Here is a 22257-nt window from a genome sequence, read left to right as displayed (position 1 = left end):
TCCGACACCGTATGCCCCCGTCTGCGGCTCAGCCGTGCCGGGTCCCCGCACGGCGCCGGATGTGTTCCGGTACGGCAGCCCCGGGCGGCAGCGCCGGATCGGGCTGCGGGGTGCCCCAGACCGCGGACAGCGGCAGGACGCCGGCCCACAGGCCGAGGGCCGCGTCGGGTCCCTCGCCGTCGTCCGGGGCGCCGGTGCGGATCTTGACGGAGGCCTCCTGGAGGGAGAGCGCGAGGAGGGTGGTGGCGGCCAGCTCCTTGCGACTGGGGCGGCGGGCGTACGACCACTGGCCCGGCGCCGAGTGCTCGGTGAGCCGGCGCAGGCCGTCGAGCTTCTCCTCGGGGTCGGTGACCTTACGCGCCGTGCCGTGGATCATGGCGCTGCGGTAGTTGACGCCATGCTCGAAGACGGACCGGGCGAGCACGAGCCCGTCCACGTGGGTGACGGTCACGCACACGGGGGTGTCCGCGGCGAGGCTGCGGCTGGCCACGGACCCGTGCAGGTACAGCCACCGCTGGTCCCGCCCGTACACGGTGGGCAGGACGACCGGCCGCCCGTCGACCAGCACCCCGAGATGACAGACGAAGCCGGCGTCGAGGATCGCCTCCAGCTCAGCCCGTTCCAGACTGCCCTGCTCGCGCAGGCGGCGGTGGCGGGTGCGGTCGGTGACGGGCAGACGGGCGGGCAGCGGTTCCTCGGCCATGGAGCAGAAGGTATCGATATCGCATGCATCGGGCCAGCGGAATTTCGGATACGTCAATCAAGGGCAGGTGTGACAACGAAATCCGCATCACGTCTCCCTCCCGTGTCATGCCGGATGAGAGGGTCGGCGCAGACGCACTCTCCGGGAGGGACGCAACTGTGGCAGGGACGGCCGAGACCGCCGGGACGGTCACCAACTGGGCGCGCACCATCACCTACACCGCACGGGAGTTCCATCGTCCGCGCTCGCTGGACGCGCTCGCGGCGCTGGTGGCGGACAGTGCGCGGGTGCGGGTGCTGGGCAGCGGGCACTCCTTCAACCGGATCGCCGACCCGGGCCCGGACGGTGTGCTGCTGTCCACCGCCGGGCTGCCGCGGGTGATCGACGTCGACACGGCGGCGCGCACGGTCCGGGTGTCGGGCGGGGTCCGCTACGCCGAACTGGCCCGCACGGTCCACGCGCACGGTCTCGCCCTGCCCAACCTGGCCTCCCTGCCGCATATTTCGGTGGCCGGTTCGGTGGCGACGGGCACGCACGGCTCGGGCGTGGGCAACGGCCCGCTGGCGTCGGCGGTCCGGGAGGTGGAGATGGTCGTCGCGGATGGCATGCCCGCGACGATCGGCCGGGTCGACCCGCGGTTCGACGGTGCCGTGACCTCCCTCGGCGCACTCGGCGTCGTCACCGCGCTCACGCTCGACCTGGAGCCGGCGTACGAGGTGGAGCAGCGGGTCTACACCGAACTCCCGCTGGAAGGGCTGGACTTCGATGCCGTGATGGCTGCGGGGTACAGCGTGAGCCTGTTCACGGACTGGCGGAAGCCGGGCTTCAGACAGGTGTGGGTCAAGCGGCGCACGGACCGGCCGGCGGTGGACTTCCCGTGGGCCGCACCCGCCGCGGGCCCGCTGCACCCGGTGCCGGGCATGCCCGCACAGAACTGCACCGAACAGCTGGGCGTGCCCGGGCCGTGGCACGAGCGACTGCCGCACTTCCGGGCGGAGTTCACGCCGAGCAGCGGGGAGGAGATCCAGTCGGAGTATCTGCTGCCGCGGTCGACTGCCGTCGATGCACTGTATGCAATCGACGGTATCCGGTCGACGGTCGCCGGTGTTCTGCAGACCTGCGAGGTGCGTACGGTCGCCGCCGACACGCAGTGGCTGAGCCCGGCCCACGGACGGGATTCGGTCGCGCTGCACTTCACCTGGGTGCGGGACGAGGCGGCCGTGCTGCCGGTGCTGCGCCGGCTGGAGGAGGTGCTGGACCCGTTCGACCCGCGCCCGCACTGGGGGAAGGTCTTCGAAACCCCGTCGGCCGTACTCCGTGGACGGTATGCACGGCTCCACGACTTCCGGGCCCTGGTCCGCTCCGTGGATCCTTCCGGCACGTTCGCCAACGCCTTCGTATGGGACCTCCTCGGCCTCCTCGACGACTGACAGCCGCCTCGGACCTTTCTCCAGCGACTTTCCCCAGCCCCTTTCCTAACCCCTTGTCGAAAGCCGCTCGCAGCCCATAGCCTGGCGCCTGCGCCGGTGCCGATGCCGCCCCGGCCTGGACGGGAGGGGAGGGGCACCCGCGTGAAGCGCACATCACGTGACATCCGCACCGCGAACCGCTACGAGGTGTTGCGCCAGATCATCGCCGAGTCTCCCGCCTCCCGGCAGGAGCTGGCCGCCGCCACCGGTCTGAGCCTGGCCACGGTGGCCACGCTGGTCGGCGAACTGCTCGACCTCCGCATGATCACCGAGGTCGGGTTCGAGGACTCGGCCGGTGGCCGGCCCCGGGGCCTGGTGGCCGTCAACGCGTCGGGGGGCGCGTTGATCGGCGTCGACATCGCGGAGACGTACGTCCATGTCGAGCTGTTCGACCTGGCGCTGAACGTACTGGCCCGCGCCGACGAGGACATGCGGCCCGGCGAGAGCCGCCCGGAGCAGGTGGTCGGCCATGTGGCCGCAGCCGTCGGCTCCGTGGTGGCGCAGGCCGGCACCGAGGCGGCCCGGGTACTCGGGGTCGGGGTGAGCGTGCCGGGGCAGGTGGACCGGGAAACCGGCATCGCCGAGTACGCGCCCAACTGGGACTGGCACGACGTGCCGTTGCTCGATCTGCTCGCCGAACACATCGCATATCCGCTGCACTTGGACAATCCGCTGCGCGCGTGCGCGGTGGCCGAGCTGTGGTTCGGGGCCGCGCGGGGCCGCGGCGACGCGGTCGTGGTCAACCTGGGCACGGGGGTCGGCGCCGGTCTGGCCCTCGGCGGCGGGCTGCACCGGGGCGTGAGCAACAGCGCCGGCGAGTGGGGCCACACCACGCTCGTGCTGGACGGCCGGCTGTGCCACTGCGGCAACCACGGGTGTGTGGAGACGTACGTCGGTGCGCCCGGCATCATGCAGAACCTGCGTGAACTCAGCCCGCAGTCCACCCTGCTGCATCCCGAGGACCAGACGGCCACCATCGACGCGCTGGCCCGGGCGGTCGCCGCCGAGGACCCGGTGGCGCTCAAGGTGGTCCGGGACACCGCCCGTTATCTGGGCGCGGGCATATCCGACCTGATCAATCTGCTCAACCCCGAAGTGGTCGTGCTCAGCAGCTGGGTCGCCTCCCGGCTGGGCGAGCCGCTGCTCGGCGAGGTCCGCCAGGCCGTCGCCCGGCACGCGCTGCGCCGGCCGCTGGCCGTCACCGAGATCGTCCTCTCCCCGATCCCCACCGACCCGGTCTCCCTCGGCGCGGCCACGTTCGCGCTGGAGGGGGCGCTGCAGTCCGTCGGACAGAGGACCGGCACCCCCAAAGGCACCGCCAAAGTCACCACCAAGCGCACCACACCCGCAAGGAGCCGTACCGCACCGCCTTCATGACCGGAAGGGATGCACGTGTCTCACCCCGCAAGAGATCCCTGCCGCTGACAGCCCCCGCCGCACTGGCTGTCACCGCAGCCTCCTGACCTCCCCACCCGCGCGTGCCACCACCGCCCCGCCGCCGCCGAGGTCGCCCCCCACGCTGCCCAGACCATTGACGACATCGACGCGTCCGGCGCCTGGTGGGTCAACGACCTCCAGCAATTCAACCCGAAGGCCCAGGCCCGGGTCGTTCGACTCCTCTTCTCCGAGAGCGGATACGGCTGTCTGGGGGGCGGGGAGTTCGGGGCGGACCGGCACGCTGCGACCCCCGGCGACACAGCCCAGCGCTGGCCGCTGAACTCCCACGGGCAGATCGTGAACGAGGCGTCGGGCAGGTGTCTCGACGTCGACGGACAGGCGACCGCCGTCGGCAGCGAGGTGATCGTCTGCAGCTGCAACGGCGGGAGCAGCGAGGCCTGGGCCGGGCAGCAGGCCCCGTTCCCCACCGGCCGGGGACCCACCGGCCGGGGACCCGCCGGCCACACCCGTGGCCCAGCGGGCCCCCAACTCCCTGCCTCCCCGCCCTGTTCGTTCGTGACGTCGAACGTTTCACAACGCTTCGAACAGGCTTCGTCCAACCCCTTGCCGAAGCCTTAGTCGAAGGTTAGCGTCCCGCACCACACCCTGCATCCGACCCATCCGGCCCGGCCGCCGGGCAGGGAGCCGCAGCGGCATTTCATACAGACAAGGACGTCAGCATGCCGGCACTGAGCAACAGCAACTGGGACCGCCGTTCGATACCCCGGGCCGCCGCCGGCCGGGGCGGGAGCAGCGGGTCGGGCAAGCAGCTGACCCAGTTCTTCCACGCGTACGGCGAGGCCGGGGTCGAACAGGCCGTGAAGTGGGACGCGAAGGCGTGCGCGAAAGCCGACGTGTCCACGCAGTGGATCACCAGCAACGACTACGAGACGAAGCTCTTCGCCTCCCTGCTCACCCAGCAGGCGCCCGACGTCTTCGAGTGCCACCCGCAGATGCAGCTCGTCAAGAGCGGCCAGGTGGCGGACCTGACGGACCTCATCACCCCGGTCAAGGACGACTTCAACGCGGCCGACATCGCCTCGCACACGTTCGACGGGAAGATCTACGGCGTCCGGATGATCGACGACTCGCCGTCACCTTCGTGCCCAGCTTCGTCCTCGTGTCGTCGCTCGGCTGGGTGGACAGCTACCGGGGTCTGATCATGTCCGGCCTGTTCAGTGGTTTCACCTGCTTCCTGTTCCGGCAGTACTTCCTGGGGTTCCCCAGGGAGCTGGAGGAGGCGGCACAGGTGGACGGGCTCGGCTACTGGGGCGCCTACTGGCGGATCGTCGTACCGAACTCGCTCAACTTCTTCGCCGCGATGGCCACCATCACCTTCATCAACGGCTGCCCCTGGTGTTCGTGTTCCTCTTCCTCCAGCGCAGGCTGGTACAGGGAATCGCGCAGACCGGCATCAAGGGCTGAGCTAGGAGACCGATGTCTGTGAGCATCCGCACCGTCACCGATTACGTCGAGGACGTCTCACCGGGCTCAGGGGCGCTGCCACCCCGCGCCTGGTACGCGTCCTCGGACGCCACATCCCTTTCCCTGAACGGTAGTTGGCGGTTCCGGCTGTCGCCGACGGCCGGCGCCGAGGACGACTCCTTCGCCGAGGAGGGGTACGACGCCGGTGACTGGGCGGAGATCGCCGTCCCCGGCCACTGGGTCCTCCAGGGTCACGGCGCCCCGATCTACACCAACCACCTCTACCCGTTCCCGGTAGACCCGCCGCGCGTGCCGACCGAGAACCCCACCGGCGACCATCTGCGGGTCTTCGACCTGCCTGAGGACTGGCCGTCGGACGGGGGTGCGGTGCTGCGCTTCGACGGCGTGGAGTCCTGCGCCCGGGTATGGCTGAACGGCACGGACCTCGGCGAGTTCAAGGGATCCCGGCTGCCGCACGAGTTCACGGTCGGCCATCTACTGAAGACTGTAGACAATGTACTGGCGGTCCGGGTCCACCAGTGGTCGGCCGGCTCCTATCTGGAGGACCAGGACCAGTGGTGGCTGCCGGGAATCTTCCGTGACGTCACCCTGCTGCACCGACCGGCCGGCGCCGCAGTCGACTTCTTCGTGCACGCCTCCTACGACCACCGCGCCGGCACCGGCACCCTGCGCGTCGACTCCGACGTGGACGGCCGGGTAACCGTTTCCGAACTCGGCGTCGACATCGCGACCGGCGACAGCGTGACCGTGCCGGTCGAGCCGTGGTCGGCGGAGACACCGCGGCTGTACGCGGGCGAGCTGGCCACCGAGGGCGAGCGGATCCCGCTGCGCATCGGTTTCCGCACGGTGGAACTGTCGGACGGTCTGATCAAGGTCAACGGCAGACCGGTGCTGTTCAAGGGCGTCAACCGGCACGAGTGGCACCCGGAGAAGGGCCGCGCACTGGACCTCGCCACCATGCGCGAGGACGTCCTGCTGATGAAGCGGCACAACATCAACGCCGTCCGCACCTCCCACTACCCGCCGCACCCGGCCTTCCTGGATCTGTGCGACGAGTACGGGCTCTGGGTGATCGACGAGTGCGACCTCGAAACGCACGGCTTCACCGAGCAGGCCTGGCGGGACAACCCCGTCGACGACGACCGCTGGACCCCGGCCCTGCTGGACCGCGCGGCCCGCATGGTCGAACGGGACAAGAACCATCCCTCGGTCGTGATCTGGTCTCTCGGCAACGAGGCCGGCACCGGCCGCGGCCTGACCGCGATGGCCGAGTGGATCAAGGGCCGGGACGCCTCCCGGCTCGTGCACTACGAGGGCGACCTCACCTGCCGGGACACGGACGTGTACTCCCGGATGTACGCCGGCCACGCCGAGGTCGAGCGCATCGGACGCGGTCTGGACGGCGGCGCCCACAAGCGGCGCCGACTGCCCTTCCTCCTGTGCGAGTACGCCCACGCCATGGGCAACGGTCCCGGCGGACTCGCCGACTACCAAAGGCTGTTCGAGTCGTACGACCGGCTCCAGGGCGGGTTCGTCTGGGAGTGGATCGACCACGGCATCGCCCACCCGGAGCTGGGCTACGCCTACGGCGGCGACTTCGGCGAGGAACTGCACGACGGCAACTTCGTCTGCGACGGCCTGCTCTTCCCGGACCGGGAGCCCTCGCCCGGGCTGATCGAGTACAAGAAGGTGATCGAGCCGGTCGCCATCGACGGGGATGCCGCCGACGGCACCGTCCGCATCACCAACAAGTACGACTTCGCGGGCCTGTCGGCGCTGGTGTTCACCTGGGCTTACCAGGTGAACGGCGAGACGGTGGAGTCCGGCACCCTGTCGGTGCCGGCGCTGGCGCCCGGTGAGTCGGCCGAGGTGAAGCTGCCGGAGCCGCCGGTCGCCACGGCTGCCGGCGAGGCCCACTGGACGGTGCGGGCCCTGCTCGCCGCCGGTACCCAGTGGGCTGCGAAGGACCACGTCGTCGCCTGGGGCCAGTTCGCCGTGTCCGCACGCCAGATGCCGTCGGTCGCGGCAACCGCCGGACCGTCGATCGGCGACGGCCGGATCACCCTCGGCCCGGCCACCTTCGACGCCCGCACCGGTGCCCTGAAGACGGTCGGCGGGGTGGAGGTCACCGGGCTGCGCCTGGACGTGTGGCGGGCCACCACCGACAACGACGACGGCGCCGCCTGGCAGACCGACACCCGCTACGGCCTGTTCTGGCGCAAGCTCGGCCTGCACCGCATGCGGCACCGGCTGGACGCGGTGGAGCTGGGCGACGACGCGCTGACGGTTCGTACACGAGTGGCGCCGGCGGCCTGGGAGGTGGGCCTGTCGACCGTATACCGCTGGACGTCGGACGGAGATCGTCTACAGCTGACGGTATCCGTGACACCGGAGGGCGACTGGACCGTACCGCTGCCCCGGCTCGGCGTCCGCTTCGGATTGTCTGCAGCCGACCGTGTGCAGTGGTACGGCGGCGGCCCGGGTGAGGCGTATCCCGACAGCAGTATGGCGTCTGCAGTCGGCCGTTGGCGGTCGACTGTAGACGATCTACAGACGCCGTATGTCCGTCCGCAGGAGAACGGCGCCCGCGCCGACGTCCGCTGGGCGGAGCTCGGCGGCCTGCGCATCGAGGGCGCCCCGGAGTTCTTCCTCACCGCCCGCCGCTGGACCACCGAACAGCTGGACGCGGCCGCGCACCGTACCGATCTCACCCCCGGTGACAGTGTGTGGGTCAACCTCGACCACGGCCAGCACGGCCTCGGCTCCCAGTCCTGCGGTCCCGGCCCGCTCCCCCGGTATCACCTCAGGGCCGAGCCCGCGGAGTTCTCCTTCGTGTTCTCCACCACCCCTGTCCCGGAGACCAGTTGACCGCCACGGTCCTGAGTCCCACCGCGGCCGGCCGGCTCTTCACGCGGCCGGCCGCGGTCGCGTCCTGCGTGGGTTTCGTCCTCATCGGCATGCTCCAGGCGCTGTACGGTCCGGCGGTCCCGGGCCTGGGCGCCGCGTCCGGCCCGTCCCCGTCCAGCGCGGGGCTGGGCCTGAGCCTGCACTTCACCGGCAGGGTCGCGGGTGTGCTCGCCTTCAACGCCGTGCACACCCGGATCACCAACAGGGTCCTGCCGGCGGCGGGTTACGGGCTGATGGCAGGGGGCGCGGCCGGGTTCGCGCCGGCGCCCGGCTGGCCGCTCGCGCGGCGTGTACCTCGCTCGTGGGCACCAGGGGCGTAGGCACGCGGCCTGCCGACACGGACGGGCACCCGGCCCCGCCCCCGGCGCTCGGTCTGCCGCGGATCCTGCTCGGGTTCCTCGACCTGTACGTCCTCAACGTGGCCGTGGAGGCGGGGTCGGCGGCTGGGAGCCGACGCATCTGGAGACCGTCGGCTACGGCACGGCGGTGGCGGCGTCGGCGACGTCCGTGTACTGGCTGATGATGACGGCGGGCCGTTTCCTCGTGCTGACGTACAACATGGCCGGTCTGCCGGAAGGGCTCACGCCGATCGGCTGAGTTCTGTACGGGCGGGACCTCCCGAACCTATGTGCCCTAGGATTACTCCTAGGTCCCCAAGGAGGAGGTGTCGGATGGCTCGGGCAGGTCTCACCGTCGACCGCGTCGTCGCGGCCGCCGCCGAACTCGCCGACGAGGCGGGCTTCGCGAACGTCACCCTGTCCGCGCTGGCCCGCCGCTTCGGTGTGAAGGACGCGAGCCTGTACTCGCATGTCCGGGGCCTGGGGGACCTGCGCACCCGGCTCGCGCTGTACGCCGGCGGCGAGCTGATCGACCGGATCGCGCCGGCCGTGGCGGGCCGCGCGGGCAAGGAGGCGCTGGCCGCCTTCGCCGGCGCCTACCGGGCCTACGCCCTGGAGCACCCCGGCCGGTACGCGGCCACCCAGATCCGCATCGACCAGTCCCTGGTCGCCGACTCCCCCGCGATGCGCCGCACCGCCGAGATCACCTACGGCATGCTGCGCGCCTACGGCCTGGACGAGCCCGACCTGACCGACGCCGTACGCCTGCTGCGCAGCACCTTCCACGGCTACTGCGCCCTGGAGTCCGCCGGCGGCTTCGGTGCCGGCCGGGACGTACAGGCGTCCTGGGACAAGGCGGTCGAAGCCCTGCACCTCGCACTGGAGCACTGGCCGCGCGAGACCCGGACAGGAGAACGCCGTTCATGACCGAGGAACTTCACTACGACGTGACGGGCAGCGGTCCCGTGCTGCTCGTCGTGCCGGGCGGGGCCGGGCACCCGATGAGGCTCGGGCCGCTGACCGAACGGCTGGCCGCACGCTTCACCGTGGTCACGTACGACCCGCTCGGCCTCGCGCATGGGCGGCTGGGCCGGCCGGTGGCCGAGCAGCGGGTGACGGACTGGAGCGAGGGTGCGCACCGGGTGCTGGAGGCGGTGCTCCCGGCGGGCGAATCCGCGTACGTGTTCGGGATGAGCTCCGGCGGTATCGCCGCCCTGGACCTGCTCGCCCGGCACCCCGGGCGGCTCGCGCACGTGGTCGCGCACGAACCGCCCGTCGTGGAGGTCCTCGCGGACGCGGCCCGGCAGCGGGCGAGGTTCGCGGAGGTGGCCGGCGCGTTTCGGGCCGCCGGGTTGCGGGCGGCCGGGGCCGGGCTGGCCGCCGTGCTCGACGGCACACCCGCGCCCGCCGCCGAGCACACCGATGCGCAACCGCCCGCACCTGGCGAGGAGTTGACCACGCCCATGGGCGTCTTCCTCACCCGCGTCCTGCTCCCGTTCACCGCGTATGTGCCGGACACGGCCGCCCTGCGGTCCGTCTCCGCGCGTCTCACCCTGGTCGCGGGCAGCGGCTCCCGTGGTCGGCTGCTGCACCGTACGGCCGGGGTGGCGGCCGAGTCGGCCGGCGCCGGTTTCACCGAGTACCCCGGCGGCCACCTCGGCGTCCTGGAGCATCCGGAGGAGTTCGCGCGGTGCCTCGTGGACACCCTGCCCGCCGCGTCGCAGTCGACGGCACGCAGATCGCCGGCGTGAAGGACGGAGCGCCCGTTCCGTGGCCCTGCGAGGATCCCGGGCGTATGGACGAACGGCGTGCGGACGTCGGCATCGAGCCCTTCGACGAGTACGTTGCCAAGTTCCCAACGCCCTGACCCCAGCCTGTGATCTCCTGGAGAAGTGGAGCCGCCTCCGGCTTCCGGTCGCGGGCAGGTGCCGGGCCCCGACAGCGACAAGTGGACGGAGACGGCCACGGCGACCGGCCGCGACACCGGCGGCAGCGGACCTGGACCACCAGGCTGACCGGCACCTCCTCCCTGGCACCGCTCCCCTTGCTGGACGGGCGACTCACCTGGAACGGCACGGCGTACGGCGCCTGCTTCGTGGTGCACGGCGCGGGCGGCTTGCCGGCGGGCACTACGGCGACAAGCTGTCGTACGTCACGCCGGCCTACGCCACCCCTCTCACCGGGGCGTCACCGACCACGACGAGCCTCAGGATCGCCCGTCGGAAGCCGTGAGACCTGCCCGTCGGAAGCGGTGAGAACGAAGACACCGCGTGCGCCGGACGCCCAGCGGACGCGCACTTCGTGATCCGCCTCGTGTTCCTCCGCCACCTTCACGGACACCAGGTCCGTGAGGGGCCGGGGGTCCGGCTCGCCGGTGAGCCGGGCGAGCGCCACGAACAGCGTGGCCCCGCCCGTCCCGGTCCTCCCTGTCAGCCCCTGCGGCTCCGCCGACAGCCCTGACACGGGCAGAAGGTCGGCCCGGAGTCCGTCCGGCGCGGACCATCCGGTGACCCGCACGGGTGTGCCGGGCTCGGCGCCGGCCACGAGGTGGGCGCGCACCTCCACCGCTCCCTCGGCGAGCACGAGGCTGGTGACGGTGATCCCGTCGCGCACGGTGTGCCGGGAGGCGATCCACCCCTCGCCGGTGCCGAGCGGCTCGATCCGGGTGCGGCTCGGTTCACCGCCGACGATCACGCTGTTGTCGTACGACGGCGCGGGCACGGTCGCGGTCGAGTAGGCGAGCCGGGTGTAGTAGGGGTCGTAGCGGACGTCCTCGCTGCCGTGGTTGTGCAGCCGGACCAGTCCGTCCGAACGGGTGGACTGCAGGAGCCAGTTGGGGACGGCGAGGGGGCGCACCTCGTCCGTGCGGTCCGCCGGGGCGGGTTCCTCGGGTGCCGTCCACACCTCGTGCTCGGGGGGCAGGAGCAGTCCGAGAAAGCCTTTGCTGGCCCAGTAGGGGGAGGCCGGACCCGAATAGCTCTGCACGAGCGAGGTGTCGGGGCCGAGCCAGCCCAGCGGGAGCAGACCACGCTCGTCGACCGCGCCGCCGTCGAGGAAGTACCGCAGGGTGCCGGAGGCCAGGCGCCGCGTCTCGCCGGGTGCCAGGGGGGTCTGGCCGGTCAGGGCGCCGAGCCAGAGCGGGGCCGTCGTCGCGAAGCGGTAGGTGAGGGAGCGGCCCTGGTGCAGAGGGGCGCCGTCGCCGCCGAAGAGGCGGGCGTAGTCGGCGAGGTGGCGCGACAACCGTCGACCGTATACAGAAAGCAGTTCACTGTCGTCCGCCAACCATGCGTGGAAGACCGTATACAGGTGCATGGCCCAGCCGTTGTAGTAGTCGAACTTCCGGCCGTCGCCGTCGGTGTACCAGCCGTCGCCGAGGTACCAGCCCTCGATCCGCTCCAGGCCCCGGTCGATCGCCTTGCGGGCCGCCTCCGGCCGGTGGCCGATCTCCTGCAGGAAGCCGCCGACGGTGACCGGGAACAGCTCCCAGTTGCACGGCCAGGGTTCGGCGGTGAGCGCGTCCGCCAGCCAGTCGGCGGTGCGCTGCCGCACGGCGTCGTCCAGGCGGTCCCACAGCAGCGGCCGGGTCAGCCGCAGGGCGAGGGCGACGGACGCGGCCTCGACGAGTGGCTGGCTGCGGTCCTCGATGCGCGGCCAGACCCCGCCGGGACCGGCCGCGAGTCCGTCGGCGTAGCGGCCGAGCGCGGTCTCGTCGCGGCGGAAGGCGGCCAGCAGCAGCGTACGGGCGTATCCCTCCAGGCCGTCGGAGAGGTGGCCCGCGTGGCTGACATGGTCGCCGGGGAGGTGGTAGAGGGCGCGGTCGGGGGTGGCGTAGGGCTCGACGGCGGCCAGCAGGGCGTCGGCGGCGGCCTCCCAGTGGGCGCGGGTGTATCCGGTGTACGGGCTGGACGCGCGGTCGTCGGCGGGCAGTTCGATCACGGCGGTGGCTTTCCTTCCTGGCGGGTCGGGCCTGTCGTCAAAGTCCCGTCGTCCGCCGGTGGGGCGGGCCTCGCGGCGTCAGGTGCGTGCTCCGGGGATCCTGCCGGCCGAAGGCCGGGGGAGCGTGCATGGCGTCGCGGGGCAGGCGGGAGTTTCACGACAGGGCCTGAGGCGCCCGGTTCCGGTCGGGGCGCCCCAGGGCTTCATCCCACCCGCACGGCGCCCTCGGGCACCAGATGCAGGGCGAGGAGTTCGTCGCGGACCAGAGCCGCGTAGACGGTGGCGCCGTGCACGGAGTGCGCGTGTTGACAGAGCAGTTCGCCGGAGACGGTGCGCCCGCCGCCGTGGTCGAGCTGCTCCTCGCCTGCGCGGCCGGCATCGCCGGGTGAGCCAGTCGTGCGTGACCGTCGGGGCACGCACGGCCCCCGCCGCACCGTGTCGGGGCAGCCGGGCAGCCGGGGGGCCGGGGGGCCGGGACGAAGAGGTCGGAGACCGAGTCGGGAACGCAGTTTCCGAGGTCTTCACCGGGGGCGCCGCCGTCACTGGCGAAGCGCCAGTCGGACAGGAGCGCGTCCGGGCCGCTCCCGACGACGTTCGCCGGCCACAGGTCCAGGCGGCAGAAAGCGCACGGAAGGGCTTCCAGTACATCGGGGAACGACTCCCGGTCGTGCCGCAGCCGGACCACCTCCTCGCGAGGACCGGCCGGGAAGTGGTCGCGGACGAGGGGCTGCCGCCAGGTCGCGTCGTCGTCGAGCAGCTCCGCGCCGAGCGTCTGCCCGCCGGTGCAGCCGTGCAGGAAGTGCCGCGAGAGCCACGGCCGGTCGGCGACGCGCGATGCGCGCTGGGCGGCGCCGAGGCGGCGGGCCGGCTCCACGTGCCGGTCCGGCGGCCAGGCGGTGGCCGGCTCGCCCGGCGCGTCCTTCAGCCACAACGCCACGTCGCCGTCGGCTCGTTCGGCCGCGGCCGGCAGCCGGGGTTCGCGCAGGCCGGACGCCCACCACACCCCGGCGAGCCCGGACGCGTACACCTCGGCCTCGCGGTGCCAGTAGTTCCAGTGACGCGGATCCCCCGACGCCGCCCAGCCGCCGTGCTGGGCACGCGGCGTCCGTCGCCTCCGGCCGCGTCAGCACCTTCAGGGCGGCGGAGCGGTGCCCAGTCCGGACCCGCCAGACGCCGGGCATGACACCGTTGCGGGAGTTGCGGGGGTTTGCGAGCGAGCGAGGTACAGACCGGAGCCTCGGCTGACGGGGCCGAGAACGGCGCGGAGTTCGCCGTGGAGCGGGCCGGGGAGTCGGGTGGTCATCCCCTCAGGCCAGCCGGATCCCTGCCGCCCGCCCAATCCAGCTGTACCGCTGGAGTATTGGGAGTTTCCCCACAGCCACGACCCGACTAGTTCATGTAGGAATCTACAAAGACCCGGTCTCGACCTGCGGGAGCTTTCATGTCTTCCGCTCCTGGCTGACCTCGCTCGGTTGGCTGTGTACTCCTCACAGAAGTTGCAACGGGCACGGCGAGTTGCGACGAAGCGAGGGATGAGTGCCGTGGGCTTCCTGCCCCGCTCGACCATCCTGGCATCTTGCCGAACTGGGGGGAAGCCTTGACGGAAACGTTGTCCGGCCGGCATGTCGAGATCGCCTGGCCCGATCTCGGAGTCACCGTTACCGTCGTTCACCGGCTGCCTGTTCCCGGCTGTCCTGGACACGCCGCCGATGACGGTGGACGTGATCGAAAGGGCCGGCCCCAACGCGCCTTACGGCGTGCGCGGCGTCGGCGAACCGCCCATCCTCTCAGCCACCCCGGCGATCGCGAACGAGTTCCGCGACGCGACGGGGCTGAACCTCACCCACACCCCGGCCACGCCGGGGCAGCTGGGCGGCGTCCAGCCGCGACGGCCGCCCGCCCGGGCCGGCCCGCATCCACCCTCTTCACCCGCTCCGCCCTATCCACCCTCTCCACCCTCTCCACCCTCTCCACTCTCTCCACCCTCTCCACTCTCTCCACGAAGGAGTCATCATGACCACGCACACCCAGGAAACCAGCGTCCGCGAGTTCGAGCGCGCCTGGATGCACGAGGCGATCACGTTGGCCACCGACAGCGTGACGAACGGCGGCGGTCCGTTCGGCGCACTGGTCGCCAAGGACGGCGAGGTCGTCGCGACCGGGCACAACCAGGTGACCTCGACCCTGGACCCGGTGGCGCACGCCGAGGTGAGCGCGATGCGCGCCGCCTGCAAGAAGCTGAACACGTTCTCGCTGGAGGGGTGTGTCCTGATCACGTCCTGTGAGCCGTGCCCGATGTGTCTGGCCGCCGCACTGTGGGCGCGCGTCGACCGGCTCGTCTACTCCGCCGACCGGCACGACGCCGCCGTTGCCGGCTTCGACGACCGCACCTTCTACGATCTGTTCGAGAAGAGGCCCCAGTCGATGTGGCCGATGTCGGTCGAGCACCTGGACCTGCCGAACCGCACGGCGCCGTTCGACGCCTGGCTGGCCAAGGCCGACCGCATCGCCTACTGACGTCACTGACGAGGTGTCTCGTGACGGCCACGCAGAAGCGCACGATGCACCACCACTCGACGATCGTCGACGCCGATCCGGACACCCTCTGGGCCGAGGTCCGCGACCCCATGAAGCTGGGGAAGATCGTGTCCGGACCTGCGGTAAAGGACGCGGGATGGGCCGAGGGCGGCGCGCTGGAACGGTGCCGGCACGGTACGACTTCACGCTGGTGTTCAACGGAGGCCTGGTCCAGCGGGGGGCTGACCTTCGCGGAGGTGCGCGAGGCCTACGCGGATGACCTGTCGGCGTGGCTGAAGTCCCCGGCGACGGCACCCCCGGGCGGCGGCGAGTCGCTCGACGCGGCGGCCCGTCGGGGCGCGGTGGCACGTCGGGTCGCGTCGCTGTCGGCGGCGGCGTACCACGCGGACGGGGAGGCGTCGGTGCAGCTGCTCAACGGCACGGGCCACCTTCGGCAGGGGGCGCCGGATCGCTCCGGTCCCCAGCGGCCCTCACCCCCTGGTGCATCGCGGAACAAGTCCTTAGCGTCATGACATGATCAGCGACACCTCCCCCGGCCTCGCCGACGCGCTCGCCGCCGGGACGGTCGTGCTCGACGGCGGCATGTCCAACCAGCTGGAGTCCGCCGGGCATGACCTGAGCGACGAACTGTGGTCGGCGCGGCTGCTCGCCGAGCGGCCCGAAGCGGTCACGGAGGCCCATCTCGCGTACTTCCGCGCGGGCGCCGACGTGGCCATCACCGCCGGCTACCAGGCCACCTTCGAGGGCTTCGCACGGCGCGGTATCGGTCATGACGACGCCGTGCGCCTGCTCACGCTGAGCGTGGACCTCGCGCGGGACGCCGCCCGCCAGGCCAGGGACGAGGGCGTCGAACGGCCGCTGTGGGTCGCGGCCTCGGTCGGCCCGTACGGCGCGATGCTCGCGGACGGGTCCGAGTACCGGGGCCGGTACGGGCTGAGCGTCGCCGAGCTGGAGCGGTTCCACCGGCCGCGCATGGAGGTGCTGGCCGCCGCCGCACCGGACGTCCTCGCGCTGGAGACCGTGCCGGACACCGACGAGGGTGCCGCGCTGATGGGAGCGGTGCGCGGACTCGGCGTGCCGGCCTGGCTTTCGTACACCGTCGACGGTCGGCGGACGCGTGCCGGGCAGCCCCTGGAGGAGGCGTTCAGCCTCGCCGCCGACGTGGACGAGGTGATCGCGGTCGGAGTGAACTGCTGCGCGCCGAACGACGTGGAACCCGCGGTGGAGATCGCGGCGCGGGTCACCGGCAAGCCGGTCGTGGTCTATCCGAACAGCGGGGAGACCTGGGACGCCGAGGCGCGCGCCTGGACGGGGCGTACGCGGTTCGGCGCCGGGCAGGTCGGGGCATGGCGGGACGCCGGCGCACGGCTCATCGGGGGGTGCTGCCGGGTGGGGCCGGAGGCGATCGCTTCGATCGCGCGGGCGCTGGGCAGGACCTGAGCCGCTCGTCCGGCAGTGGCCCGCAGGTCCCCCCCCGACTGTCAGTGGCGTCTGCCTCCGACCGACCGTCGTAACCGCCGTACCGCTGCCGCCAGTTCCGCTCCGGGGGCTCTGATGTCGGTGGCGGGGTCGGGGGTCGGGGCCGTGGAGGAGGTCTGCCAGAGGGTGTATTCCGCATCTCGTGGACCGTATGCGATATGCGGTTCACCGTCGCCGAAGATCCGCACCGGATGGGATGCGTCCCAGGCCTGCCAGCCGGGGTTCCCGGTCGTCGCGAATCGGACCCAGGCCCCGTGCATCGCGTCGCACAGTTCGTGTGGGGCGCCCTCGCCGGCCAGTTTCTTCGATTCGGGTATGTCACCGCTGTCGAAGACGAATCCCAGTTCCAGGGCGTGGCAGGCGCCGAGGCCGGGAAGCCGGGAGGGCCAGGCGAACTCGTAGAGGTAGGAGGTGCCGGGGCGGGCGTCGGCGAGGCGGTGCAGCGGGACGCGCAGCAGGTGGTCGGTGACCATCTGGCCGACGATCTCGGCGGTGCCGGCGTCGGGGTGCAGGGTGCGGTAGGCGCGCGGTATTTCGTGGCCGGCGTGGCAGCGGGCCATGGCCCCGGCGAGGGCGACGGGGCCGAGCCGGTCGACGCGTTCGAGCAGCCCGCCGGGTACGAACCAGAGCCGGTACTCGTCGCGGGTCCAGCCAAGGAGCAGTTGGACGCCCGGGGCGGCGTCACCGTCGATCAGGGCCTTGAGCGGGTCGCGGGGCACGAGGTCGCCGTCCACGACGATGCCGAACTGGGGTCCGCCCAGGACGGGGCTGCTGAGCCGGCCGGCCTCGGCCTGGGTGCGCAGCAGCAGGTCGCGGTCGACGGCGGCGAAGGCCGCCGCGGTGGCGGGGATCTTCAGCCGGGTGGCCATGCGGCGCACCATGCGCCGTACCTTGTCGCGTTCGGAGACCTCGGGCGGGCCGCTCTGCAGCACCGCCCGGCGGATCAGGCCGCGGGTGTGGGGGGCGGCGAGCAGGACGCCGGCGCTGATGGCGCCGGCCGACTGGCCGGACAGGGTGATCTGGTCCGGGTCGCCGCCGAAGGCCGCGATGGCGTCGTGCACCCAGCGCAGGGCGGTGAGCTGGTCGCGCAGGCCGGGGTTGGTGGGTGCGTCAGGGAACAGTCCATAGCCCTCGATGCCGAGGCGGTAGTTGACGGAGACGCAGACGACGCCGTCCCGGGCGAAGGTGGCGCCGTCGTAGACGGGTACGGCCGAGGATCCTCTGGTCAGGGCGCCGCCGTGCAGCCAGACGAGGACCGGGAGGCGGGCTCCGTGGCTGGGGTCCGGGGTCCATACGTTGAGGTTGAGGCAGTCGTCGCCGGGGATCTCCGGGTCGGAGAGGTACTGCGCGAACGCCTCGGAGTACGGCGGTTTCGGGGCGGTCGGCCCGAAGGTCCCGGCGTCGCGCACGCCGTCCCAGGGCTCGGGCGGCTCGGGCGGGCGGAACCGGCGGGGCCCGAAGGGCGGGGCGGCGTACGGGATGCCCCGGAACACGGCGACGCCCTGCTCGTACCGGCCGCGTACGGCCCCGTACGGCGTCCGGACCACGGGGCCCTCCCGGTCTGTTCCGGCCGCGGGGTTCGCCTGGTCCGCCGTCATCGCCCACCAGCCCTTCGCCGCGCACTCGTGCACTCGTGCACCGGCGCACTCGTGCACTGTGCAACAACAGAGCACCACAAGAGCGTCCGGTATTCCGGCGCTCGGGCAGGCGGGAGGGCCGTTCGGGTTACGGCGGGGCGGTGGGTGCGGGGTCGGTCACTTGGCGTACATGAGGGTGCCTAAGCCGAGCTGGTCGTGGCCGCCGCTGGTGGAGCCGTAATCCCCGCCGCCGCCCTTTGGGGGTATTTGGTGGTAATCGAGTGGTGCTTCGCGGAGGTGTGCGTGTCGTCGAGGTGCCGATTACGGCGCCGGGCCGCGCCGCGACGGTCCCGGCCGTCCCGCCGGAGCGGGAATCACCCCCCGCCCCGCCGGGTCCGGCTCCGCTCCCGCCGATTGACCGGCCATTCCCGGCAGACCTACGGTAGAAGGCGCTTTCTGGAAACGTTACTGCCGCCGTTTCGTCAGGAGAGTCATGCCCAGCCCCCAGCCGCCACGGGCCGTGTTCGCGATGGATCCGGTGCACCTCCCGTTGCTCTTCCCCCCGCCGCTCATGGCCCGGCTGAGGCGGACGGCCGACCTCGACCCGGCGCTCGCCGTACGGGACTTCGGTGATCCGGCGGTGGCCGACGCCCTGGCCGCGGCCGAGGTCCTGATCACCGGCTGGGGCTGCCCGCACCTGGACGCCGGTGTCCTCGCCGCCGCCCCGGGGCTGCGTGCCGTCCTGCATGCCGCGGGCTCGGTCCGTTCCCTGGTCGGCGAGGCCCTGTGGAAACAGGGTGTCACCGTGTCCAGCGCGGTCACCGGCAACGCCCTTCCGGTGGCGGAGTACACGCTCGCGATGATCCTGCTCCTCGGCAAGGACGCCTTCGGGCACCGTGAGCGCTACCGCCGCACCCACGCCGTGCCGACCCCCGCCGAGACCGCGGCCACCGGCAACCTCGGCCGCCGCGTCGGGGTCGTCGGGGCCTCGCGTGTGGGCCGCCGGCTCATGGAGCTGCTACGGCCGTTCGACCTCACGGTCCTGTTGCACGACCCCTATGTGAGCCCGGCCGAGGCCGCCGCCCTGGGCGCGCGACCGCTGCCGCTGGAGGAGTTGCTGCGGCACAGCGACATCGTCAGCCTGCACGCCCCCGATATGCCCGAGACCCACCACATGCTCGACCGGGCCCGGCTCGCGCTCATCCCGGACGGGGGCGTGCTGATCAACACGGCGCGCGGTGCGCTGGTCGACCAGGACGCGCTGACGGAGGAGCTGGTCTCGGGGCGCCTGCGCGCGGTCCTCGACGTCACCGACCCCGAGCCGCTGCCCGCCGGCTCCCCGCTGTACGAGCTTCCCAACGTCTTCCTCACCCCGCACATCGCGGGCTCTCTCGGCAACGAGCTGGAGCGGCTGGGCGCGATCGTCGTCGAGGAGCTGGAGCGGCTGGCCGAGGACGTGCCGCTGCGGCACGAGGTGCGGCACGCGGATCTGGCCCGGGTCGCCTGATGTGCGCGCCGGGACCGTTGTCCACAGGCCCGTCGGCCTGGAGTGACGATGGGATACGGTCTGCGCACCGGTGCCGGTGGGGCCCGGACCGGTGCGATCGCGCGACGACGTCGAAGGAGCCGCAACGGCGAGTCACCGCAAGGTGCCCAGTGACGCCGGCCGGGCGACCACCCGTAACGTCGCGGAGCGCGCTGGTGTGTCCGTGGCGAGCGTCTCGCGGGTGCTGTCGGGCAACTACCCGGTGTCGGACGCGCTGCGCGGGCGGGTGATGGAGGTCGTCCGGGACCTGGACTACGTGACCAACGCGCACGCCCGCTCCCTGGCCGGTGGCGGCACGCCGACGGTGGCGATCCTCATCAACAGCATCACCGGCGCCGCGTTCGCCCATGTGGCCAAGGTCTACGACAACGAGGGCGGCGCCTACGGCAGCACGAGGACGCGTCGTGGCCCGCCGGACTCAGCACGGCGCAGGGCAGGTTGAGAGGCGCGCAGCGGGCCTTCGAGGCGTACGGCGTGCCGTTCGGGCAACGGCCGGGCGCCTCCTCCACGGGGTGCCCGGCCGCCGTCGTCGACGGCCGTGCGTCAGCGATCGGTTGTCGTGCGGTGACCGGTTGCCGTCCGACGATCGGTTGTCGTCCGGTGACCGGTCGTCGTCCGGTGACCGGTCGTCGTCCGGTGACCGGTCGTCGTCCGGTGACCGGTCGTCGTCCGGTGACCGGTCGTCGTCCGGTGACCGGTTGTCTCCCGGCCGCTCAGTCCCAGACCTCCCGGTGCTGGTGGCCGCCTCCGGCGAGGGCCTCGATCGCGTCCACGGCGCTGCCGTCGTGGTCACTGCCGGCGGTGCCCTTGCCGGTCTGGACGTTGGCCGTGCGGTCGACCTCCAGCCAGGAGTCGGCGTGGGAGTTGTCGACCACGGTGATCAGGCTGCCGGACGCGACCGCCGGTGCCGCACCGGCCGCGAGCACCGCGACGGCGACCGCCGCCGCCATCCCGAGCCGGGGTACGGCGCCGGTCATGCGCCCACGCCCTCGGGGGTGAGCCGCTCGCGGGCGATGTTGCGCTCGAGCAGGCTGGTGGATGCCTTCACACCGATCCCGCTCGCCGGGTCCACCTCCGGCAGCCGGCCGTCGGCCGCCTTCAGTCCGGTGAGCGCGGAGTCCATCGCCTGGTGTGCGGCGAACAGGCACGGGGTGCTGTAGATCGCGACATCGACGCCGAGGTCGGACAGTTCGCCGAGGGAGAGGCGGGGCGACTTGCCGCCGGCGATCTGGTTGAACAGCAGCGGCTTGGTTCCGACGACCTCGCGGATGCGCTTGATCCACTCGACGCTGCGCACCCCGTCCACCAGGACCACGTCGGCGTCGGTGGCGGCCAGGCGCTCGGCGCGGTGCAGGATGTCGTGCTCGTCTGTGGCGTCCGTACGGGCGACGACGACCAGGTCGCTCCGGGTTTCGAGGACCTTGTGCAGCTTCTCCAGGTACTCCTCCAGGGGCAGCACCTGTTTGCCGTCGGCGTGGCCGCAGCGGCGGGGCCGTTTCTGGTCCTCCAGGATCACTCCGGAGGCGCCGATGCGCTCCAGCCCCTCGACGACGTGACAGGCGACCTCGGGGTCGACGTACCCGTCGTCGATGTCGACCAGCAGGTGATGGTGCGGGAACGCGCCCCGCAGCCGCTGGACGAAGGCCACCATGTCGGGCCAGGCGATGAAACCGATGTCCGGCAGCCCGTAGTACGAGGCCGCGAACCCGAAGCCCGAGACGAACATCCCGTCGTAGTGCTTGGCCGCGATCGACGCCGAGTACATGTCGTACACGCCGATCAGCGGTGTGGTCCCGGGCCCGGCGATGCGCTCGCGCAGCTTCTTACCGTAAGTCAAGGTCCGGCTCCTCCTGTGGGTGGGTGACGCGGGGCCGGATGGACCACCGCGCCTCGAAGCCCTTTGCCAAGACAAGAGCATCTCTAGATACTCACATGACCATCCACATAAGCGAGCTTTACTCACTCCAATGGCGGAACCGGTTCACCGCAGAAACGTCACGGAGGAAGCCGTACGGATCAGCTGCCGCTCGTTCCAACTCCCTTGTAGCACAGATGCGGTGGCCGTAGCCTCGCCCGGCATGAGCGCCGTTCCCCCGCTCCTGGACCATCTCGTGCTCGCCACGCCCGACGTGGCGGCGACGGTCGCCGACTTCGCGCGGCGGACCGGGGTGACGCCCGTGCCCGGCGGTGTGCATCCTGGCCTCGGCACGCGCAACCATCTGGTGGGCCTGGGCGGCCGGAGCTATCTGGAGATCCTCGGCCCCGACCCTGGGCAGCCCGAGCCCGCCGGGCCGCGGCCCTTCGGTGTCGACCGGCTGGCCGGGCCGCGCACCCTTACCTGGGCGATCAGCCCGCCCGACCTGGACACGGCGATCACGGCGGCCCGCGTGCGGGGTCACGATCCCGGTCCGGTGCGCCCGATGAGCCGCCGTACGCCGGACGGCACCGTGCTGCGGTGGCGGCTGACCGACGGCGGCCACGCGCATCCCTCCGGTCTGGTCCCGTTCCTGATCGACTGGGGCGACTCCCGGCACCCGGCGGCCACGGGGCTGCCGGTCACCCCGCTGCTGGGGGTGTCCGCCACGGCGCCGGACCCGCAGGAGGTGCGCGGCGCGCTGGCGGCCCTCGGCACCGGGCTGGCGCTCGCCGCGGGACCGGCCACGCTCTCCTTCACCGTGGACACCCCCAACGGACCCGTCACCTTCGACTGAGCCGGTCACCTTCCGCTGAGCCGGTCAACTCTGGCTGAGCCGGTCAACTTTGGCTGAGCCGGTCAACTTTGGCTGAAGACCGGGGGGCGGAGGCGCTTCGGAGGTCTGGGCGCCGGTGTGCCACTCCCCCCGCCCCCGCGCCGACCAGCGGGGTACGCCTGACCGGAACG

17 protein-coding genes and 5 pseudogenes are annotated in these 22257 nt (G+C 72.1%); 16 read left to right on the top strand and 6 right to left on the bottom strand.

Annotated elements, in window-relative coordinates; genetic code table 11:
- Nucleotides 1–28: 28 nt before the first annotated feature.
- Nucleotides 29–703 (bottom strand): pyridoxamine 5'-phosphate oxidase family protein, encoded by a 675-nt coding sequence (locus tag ABZ624_RS04000; protein ID WP_360082335.1) that lies wholly within the window; start codon nucleotides 701–703, stop codon nucleotides 29–31.
- 158 nt (nucleotides 704–861) lie between these two features.
- On the opposite strand from ABZ624_RS04000, the gene ABZ624_RS03995 reads away from it, so the two are divergent.
- The 9 genes and pseudogenes from ABZ624_RS03995 to ABZ624_RS03955 all read left to right on the top strand — a co-directional run bounded on the left by ABZ624_RS03995 (nucleotide 862) and on the right by ABZ624_RS03955 (nucleotide 10051).
- On the top strand, nucleotides 862–2133 hold the full coding sequence (locus ABZ624_RS03995) for an FAD-binding protein (RefSeq protein WP_360082333.1): 1272 nt from the start codon (nucleotides 862–864) through the stop codon (nucleotides 2131–2133).
- Nucleotides 2134–2274: 141 nt separating this feature from the next.
- Entirely contained in the window at nucleotides 2275–3549 is a 1275-nt protein-coding gene (locus ABZ624_RS03990; protein WP_360082331.1) for an ROK family transcriptional regulator, read from the top strand.
- A gap of 66 nt (nucleotides 3550–3615) precedes the next feature.
- Nucleotides 3616–4188 carry an RICIN domain-containing protein gene (locus ABZ624_RS03985; RefSeq protein WP_360083175.1) on the top strand — a complete coding sequence of 191 codons (573 nt, stop codon included), beginning with the start codon at nucleotides 3616–3618 and terminating at the stop codon, nucleotides 4186–4188.
- A gap of 101 nt (nucleotides 4189–4289) precedes the next feature.
- Nucleotides 4290–4697, top strand: a pseudogene (locus ABZ624_RS03980) (sugar ABC transporter substrate-binding protein); the annotation flags it as partial.
- Nucleotides 4698–4699: 2 nt separating this feature from the next.
- Nucleotides 4700–5034: pseudogene (locus tag ABZ624_RS03975) on the top strand (ABC transporter permease subunit); the annotation flags it as partial.
- A gap of 12 nt (nucleotides 5035–5046) precedes the next feature.
- The gene (locus ABZ624_RS03970) at nucleotides 5047–7923 is read left to right on the top strand and encodes a glycoside hydrolase family 2 TIM barrel-domain containing protein (protein WP_360082329.1); all 2877 of its coding nucleotides are present in this window, start codon (nucleotides 5047–5049) and stop codon (nucleotides 7921–7923) included.
- A complete protein-coding gene (locus ABZ624_RS03965) occupies nucleotides 7920–8282 on the top strand; it encodes a hypothetical protein (RefSeq protein WP_360082327.1) in 363 nt (120 codons plus the stop codon). Before ABZ624_RS03970 ends, ABZ624_RS03965 begins: the two co-directional genes overlap by 4 nt.
- A 351-nt stretch (nucleotides 8283–8633) precedes the next feature.
- On the top strand, nucleotides 8634–9227 hold the full coding sequence (locus tag ABZ624_RS03960) for a TetR-like C-terminal domain-containing protein (RefSeq protein WP_360082325.1): 594 nt from the start codon (nucleotides 8634–8636) through the stop codon (nucleotides 9225–9227).
- Nucleotides 9224–10051, top strand: coding sequence for an alpha/beta hydrolase (locus ABZ624_RS03955; protein WP_360082323.1), 828 nt, complete (start codon nucleotides 9224–9226; stop codon nucleotides 10049–10051). The genes ABZ624_RS03960 and ABZ624_RS03955 overlap by 4 nt, the downstream gene beginning before the upstream one ends.
- A gap of 436 nt (nucleotides 10052–10487) precedes the next feature.
- On the opposite strand, the gene ABZ624_RS03950 is transcribed toward ABZ624_RS03955, so the two are convergent.
- Together ABZ624_RS03950 and ABZ624_RS03945 are read right to left on the bottom strand one after the other, a co-directional pair.
- Entirely contained in the window at nucleotides 10488–12233 is a 1746-nt protein-coding gene (locus ABZ624_RS03950; RefSeq protein WP_360083173.1) for a DUF2264 domain-containing protein, read from the bottom strand.
- A gap of 157 nt (nucleotides 12234–12390) precedes the next feature.
- Nucleotides 12391–13263 (bottom strand): hypothetical protein, encoded by an 873-nt coding sequence (locus ABZ624_RS03945; protein WP_360083233.1) that lies wholly within the window; start codon nucleotides 13261–13263, stop codon nucleotides 12391–12393.
- Nucleotides 13264–13897: 634 nt separating this feature from the next.
- On the opposite strand from ABZ624_RS03945, the pseudogene ABZ624_RS03940 reads away from it, so the two are divergent.
- The 4 genes and pseudogenes from ABZ624_RS03940 to mmuM form a co-directional block, all read left to right on the top strand.
- Nucleotides 13898–14113, top strand: a pseudogene (locus ABZ624_RS03940) (hypothetical protein); the annotation flags it as partial.
- Between the two features lie 136 nt (nucleotides 14114–14249).
- A complete protein-coding gene (locus ABZ624_RS03935) occupies nucleotides 14250–14753 on the top strand; it encodes a nucleoside deaminase (protein ID WP_360082321.1) in 504 nt (167 codons plus the stop codon).
- A 239-nt stretch (nucleotides 14754–14992) separates the two neighbouring features.
- Nucleotides 14993–15208 (top strand): annotated as a pseudogene (locus ABZ624_RS03930) (histidine phosphatase family protein); the annotation flags it as partial.
- A 79-nt stretch (nucleotides 15209–15287) separates the two neighbouring features.
- On the top strand, nucleotides 15288–16214 hold the full coding sequence (gene mmuM / locus ABZ624_RS03925; protein WP_360082319.1) for a homocysteine S-methyltransferase: 927 nt from the start codon (nucleotides 15288–15290) through the stop codon (nucleotides 16212–16214).
- 41 nt (nucleotides 16215–16255) lie between these two features.
- Here mmuM and ABZ624_RS03920 read toward each other — a convergent pair whose 3' ends face one another.
- Entirely contained in the window at nucleotides 16256–17851 is a 1596-nt protein-coding gene (locus ABZ624_RS03920) for a carboxylesterase family protein (protein WP_360082317.1), read from the bottom strand.
- A 472-nt stretch (nucleotides 17852–18323) separates the two neighbouring features.
- Here ABZ624_RS03920 and ABZ624_RS03915 point away from each other — a divergent pair, with 472 nt between their 5' ends.
- Nucleotides 18324–19337: a hydroxyacid dehydrogenase gene (locus ABZ624_RS03915; RefSeq protein WP_360082315.1), complete on the top strand. Its 1014-nt coding sequence runs from the start codon at nucleotides 18324–18326 to the stop codon at nucleotides 19335–19337.
- 142 nt (nucleotides 19338–19479) lie between these two features.
- Nucleotides 19480–19859 (top strand): annotated as a pseudogene (locus tag ABZ624_RS03910) (LacI family DNA-binding transcriptional regulator); the annotation flags it as partial.
- A 230-nt stretch (nucleotides 19860–20089) separates the two neighbouring features.
- On the opposite strand, the gene ABZ624_RS03905 reads toward ABZ624_RS03910, so the two are convergent.
- Both ABZ624_RS03905 and ABZ624_RS03900 read right to left on the bottom strand, forming a co-directional pair.
- On the bottom strand, nucleotides 20090–20353 hold the full coding sequence (locus ABZ624_RS03905; RefSeq protein ID WP_360082313.1) for a hypothetical protein: 264 nt from the start codon (nucleotides 20351–20353) through the stop codon (nucleotides 20090–20092).
- The gene (locus ABZ624_RS03900; RefSeq protein WP_360082311.1) at nucleotides 20350–21213 is read right to left on the bottom strand and encodes an isocitrate lyase/PEP mutase family protein; all 864 of its coding nucleotides are present in this window, start codon (nucleotides 21211–21213) and stop codon (nucleotides 20350–20352) included. The genes ABZ624_RS03905 and ABZ624_RS03900 overlap by 4 nt, the downstream gene beginning before the upstream one ends.
- Before the next feature lie 241 nt (nucleotides 21214–21454).
- Here ABZ624_RS03900 and ABZ624_RS03895 point away from each other — a divergent pair, with 241 nt between their 5' ends.
- On the top strand, nucleotides 21455–22087 hold the full coding sequence (locus ABZ624_RS03895) for a VOC family protein (RefSeq protein WP_360082309.1): 633 nt from the start codon (nucleotides 21455–21457) through the stop codon (nucleotides 22085–22087).
- Nucleotides 22088–22257 lie beyond the last annotated feature (170 nt).

It is taken from the genome of Streptomyces sp. NPDC007205 (genome assembly GCF_040634095.1).
Classification (GTDB): Bacteria; Actinomycetota; Actinomycetes; order Streptomycetales; family Streptomycetaceae; genus Streptomyces.
The sequence above is the reverse complement of the archived record's forward strand: the minus strand, read 5'-3'. Positions and strand labels throughout refer to the sequence as shown.

Excerpts from the sequence above, each read along its gene's own strand:
- ABZ624_RS03920 (WP_360082317.1), bottom strand. The coding sequence starts at position 17,851 with ATGACGGCGGACCAGGCGAACCCCGCGGCCGGAACAGACCGGGAGGGC.
- ABZ624_RS03915 (WP_360082315.1), top strand. The coding sequence starts at position 18,324 with ATGCCCAGCCCCCAGCCGCCACGGGCCGTGTTCGCGATGGATCCGGTG.
- ABZ624_RS03935 (WP_360082321.1), top strand. The coding sequence starts at position 14,250 with ATGACCACGCACACCCAGGAAACCAGCGTCCGCGAGTTCGAGCGCGCC.
- ABZ624_RS04000 (WP_360082335.1), bottom strand. The coding sequence starts at position 703 with ATGGCCGAGGAACCGCTGCCCGCCCGTCTGCCCGTCACCGACCGCACC.
- ABZ624_RS03905 (WP_360082313.1), bottom strand. The coding sequence starts at position 20,353 with ATGACCGGCGCCGTACCCCGGCTCGGGATGGCGGCGGCGGTCGCCGTC.
- ABZ624_RS03955 (WP_360082323.1), top strand. The coding sequence starts at position 9,224 with ATGACCGAGGAACTTCACTACGACGTGACGGGCAGCGGTCCCGTGCTG.
- mmuM (WP_360082319.1), top strand. The coding sequence starts at position 15,288 with ATGATCAGCGACACCTCCCCCGGCCTCGCCGACGCGCTCGCCGCCGGG.
- ABZ624_RS03895 (WP_360082309.1), top strand. The coding sequence starts at position 21,455 with ATGAGCGCCGTTCCCCCGCTCCTGGACCATCTCGTGCTCGCCACGCCC.
- ABZ624_RS03960 (WP_360082325.1), top strand. The coding sequence starts at position 8,634 with ATGGCTCGGGCAGGTCTCACCGTCGACCGCGTCGTCGCGGCCGCCGCC.
- ABZ624_RS03970 (WP_360082329.1), top strand. The coding sequence starts at position 5,047 with ATGTCTGTGAGCATCCGCACCGTCACCGATTACGTCGAGGACGTCTCA.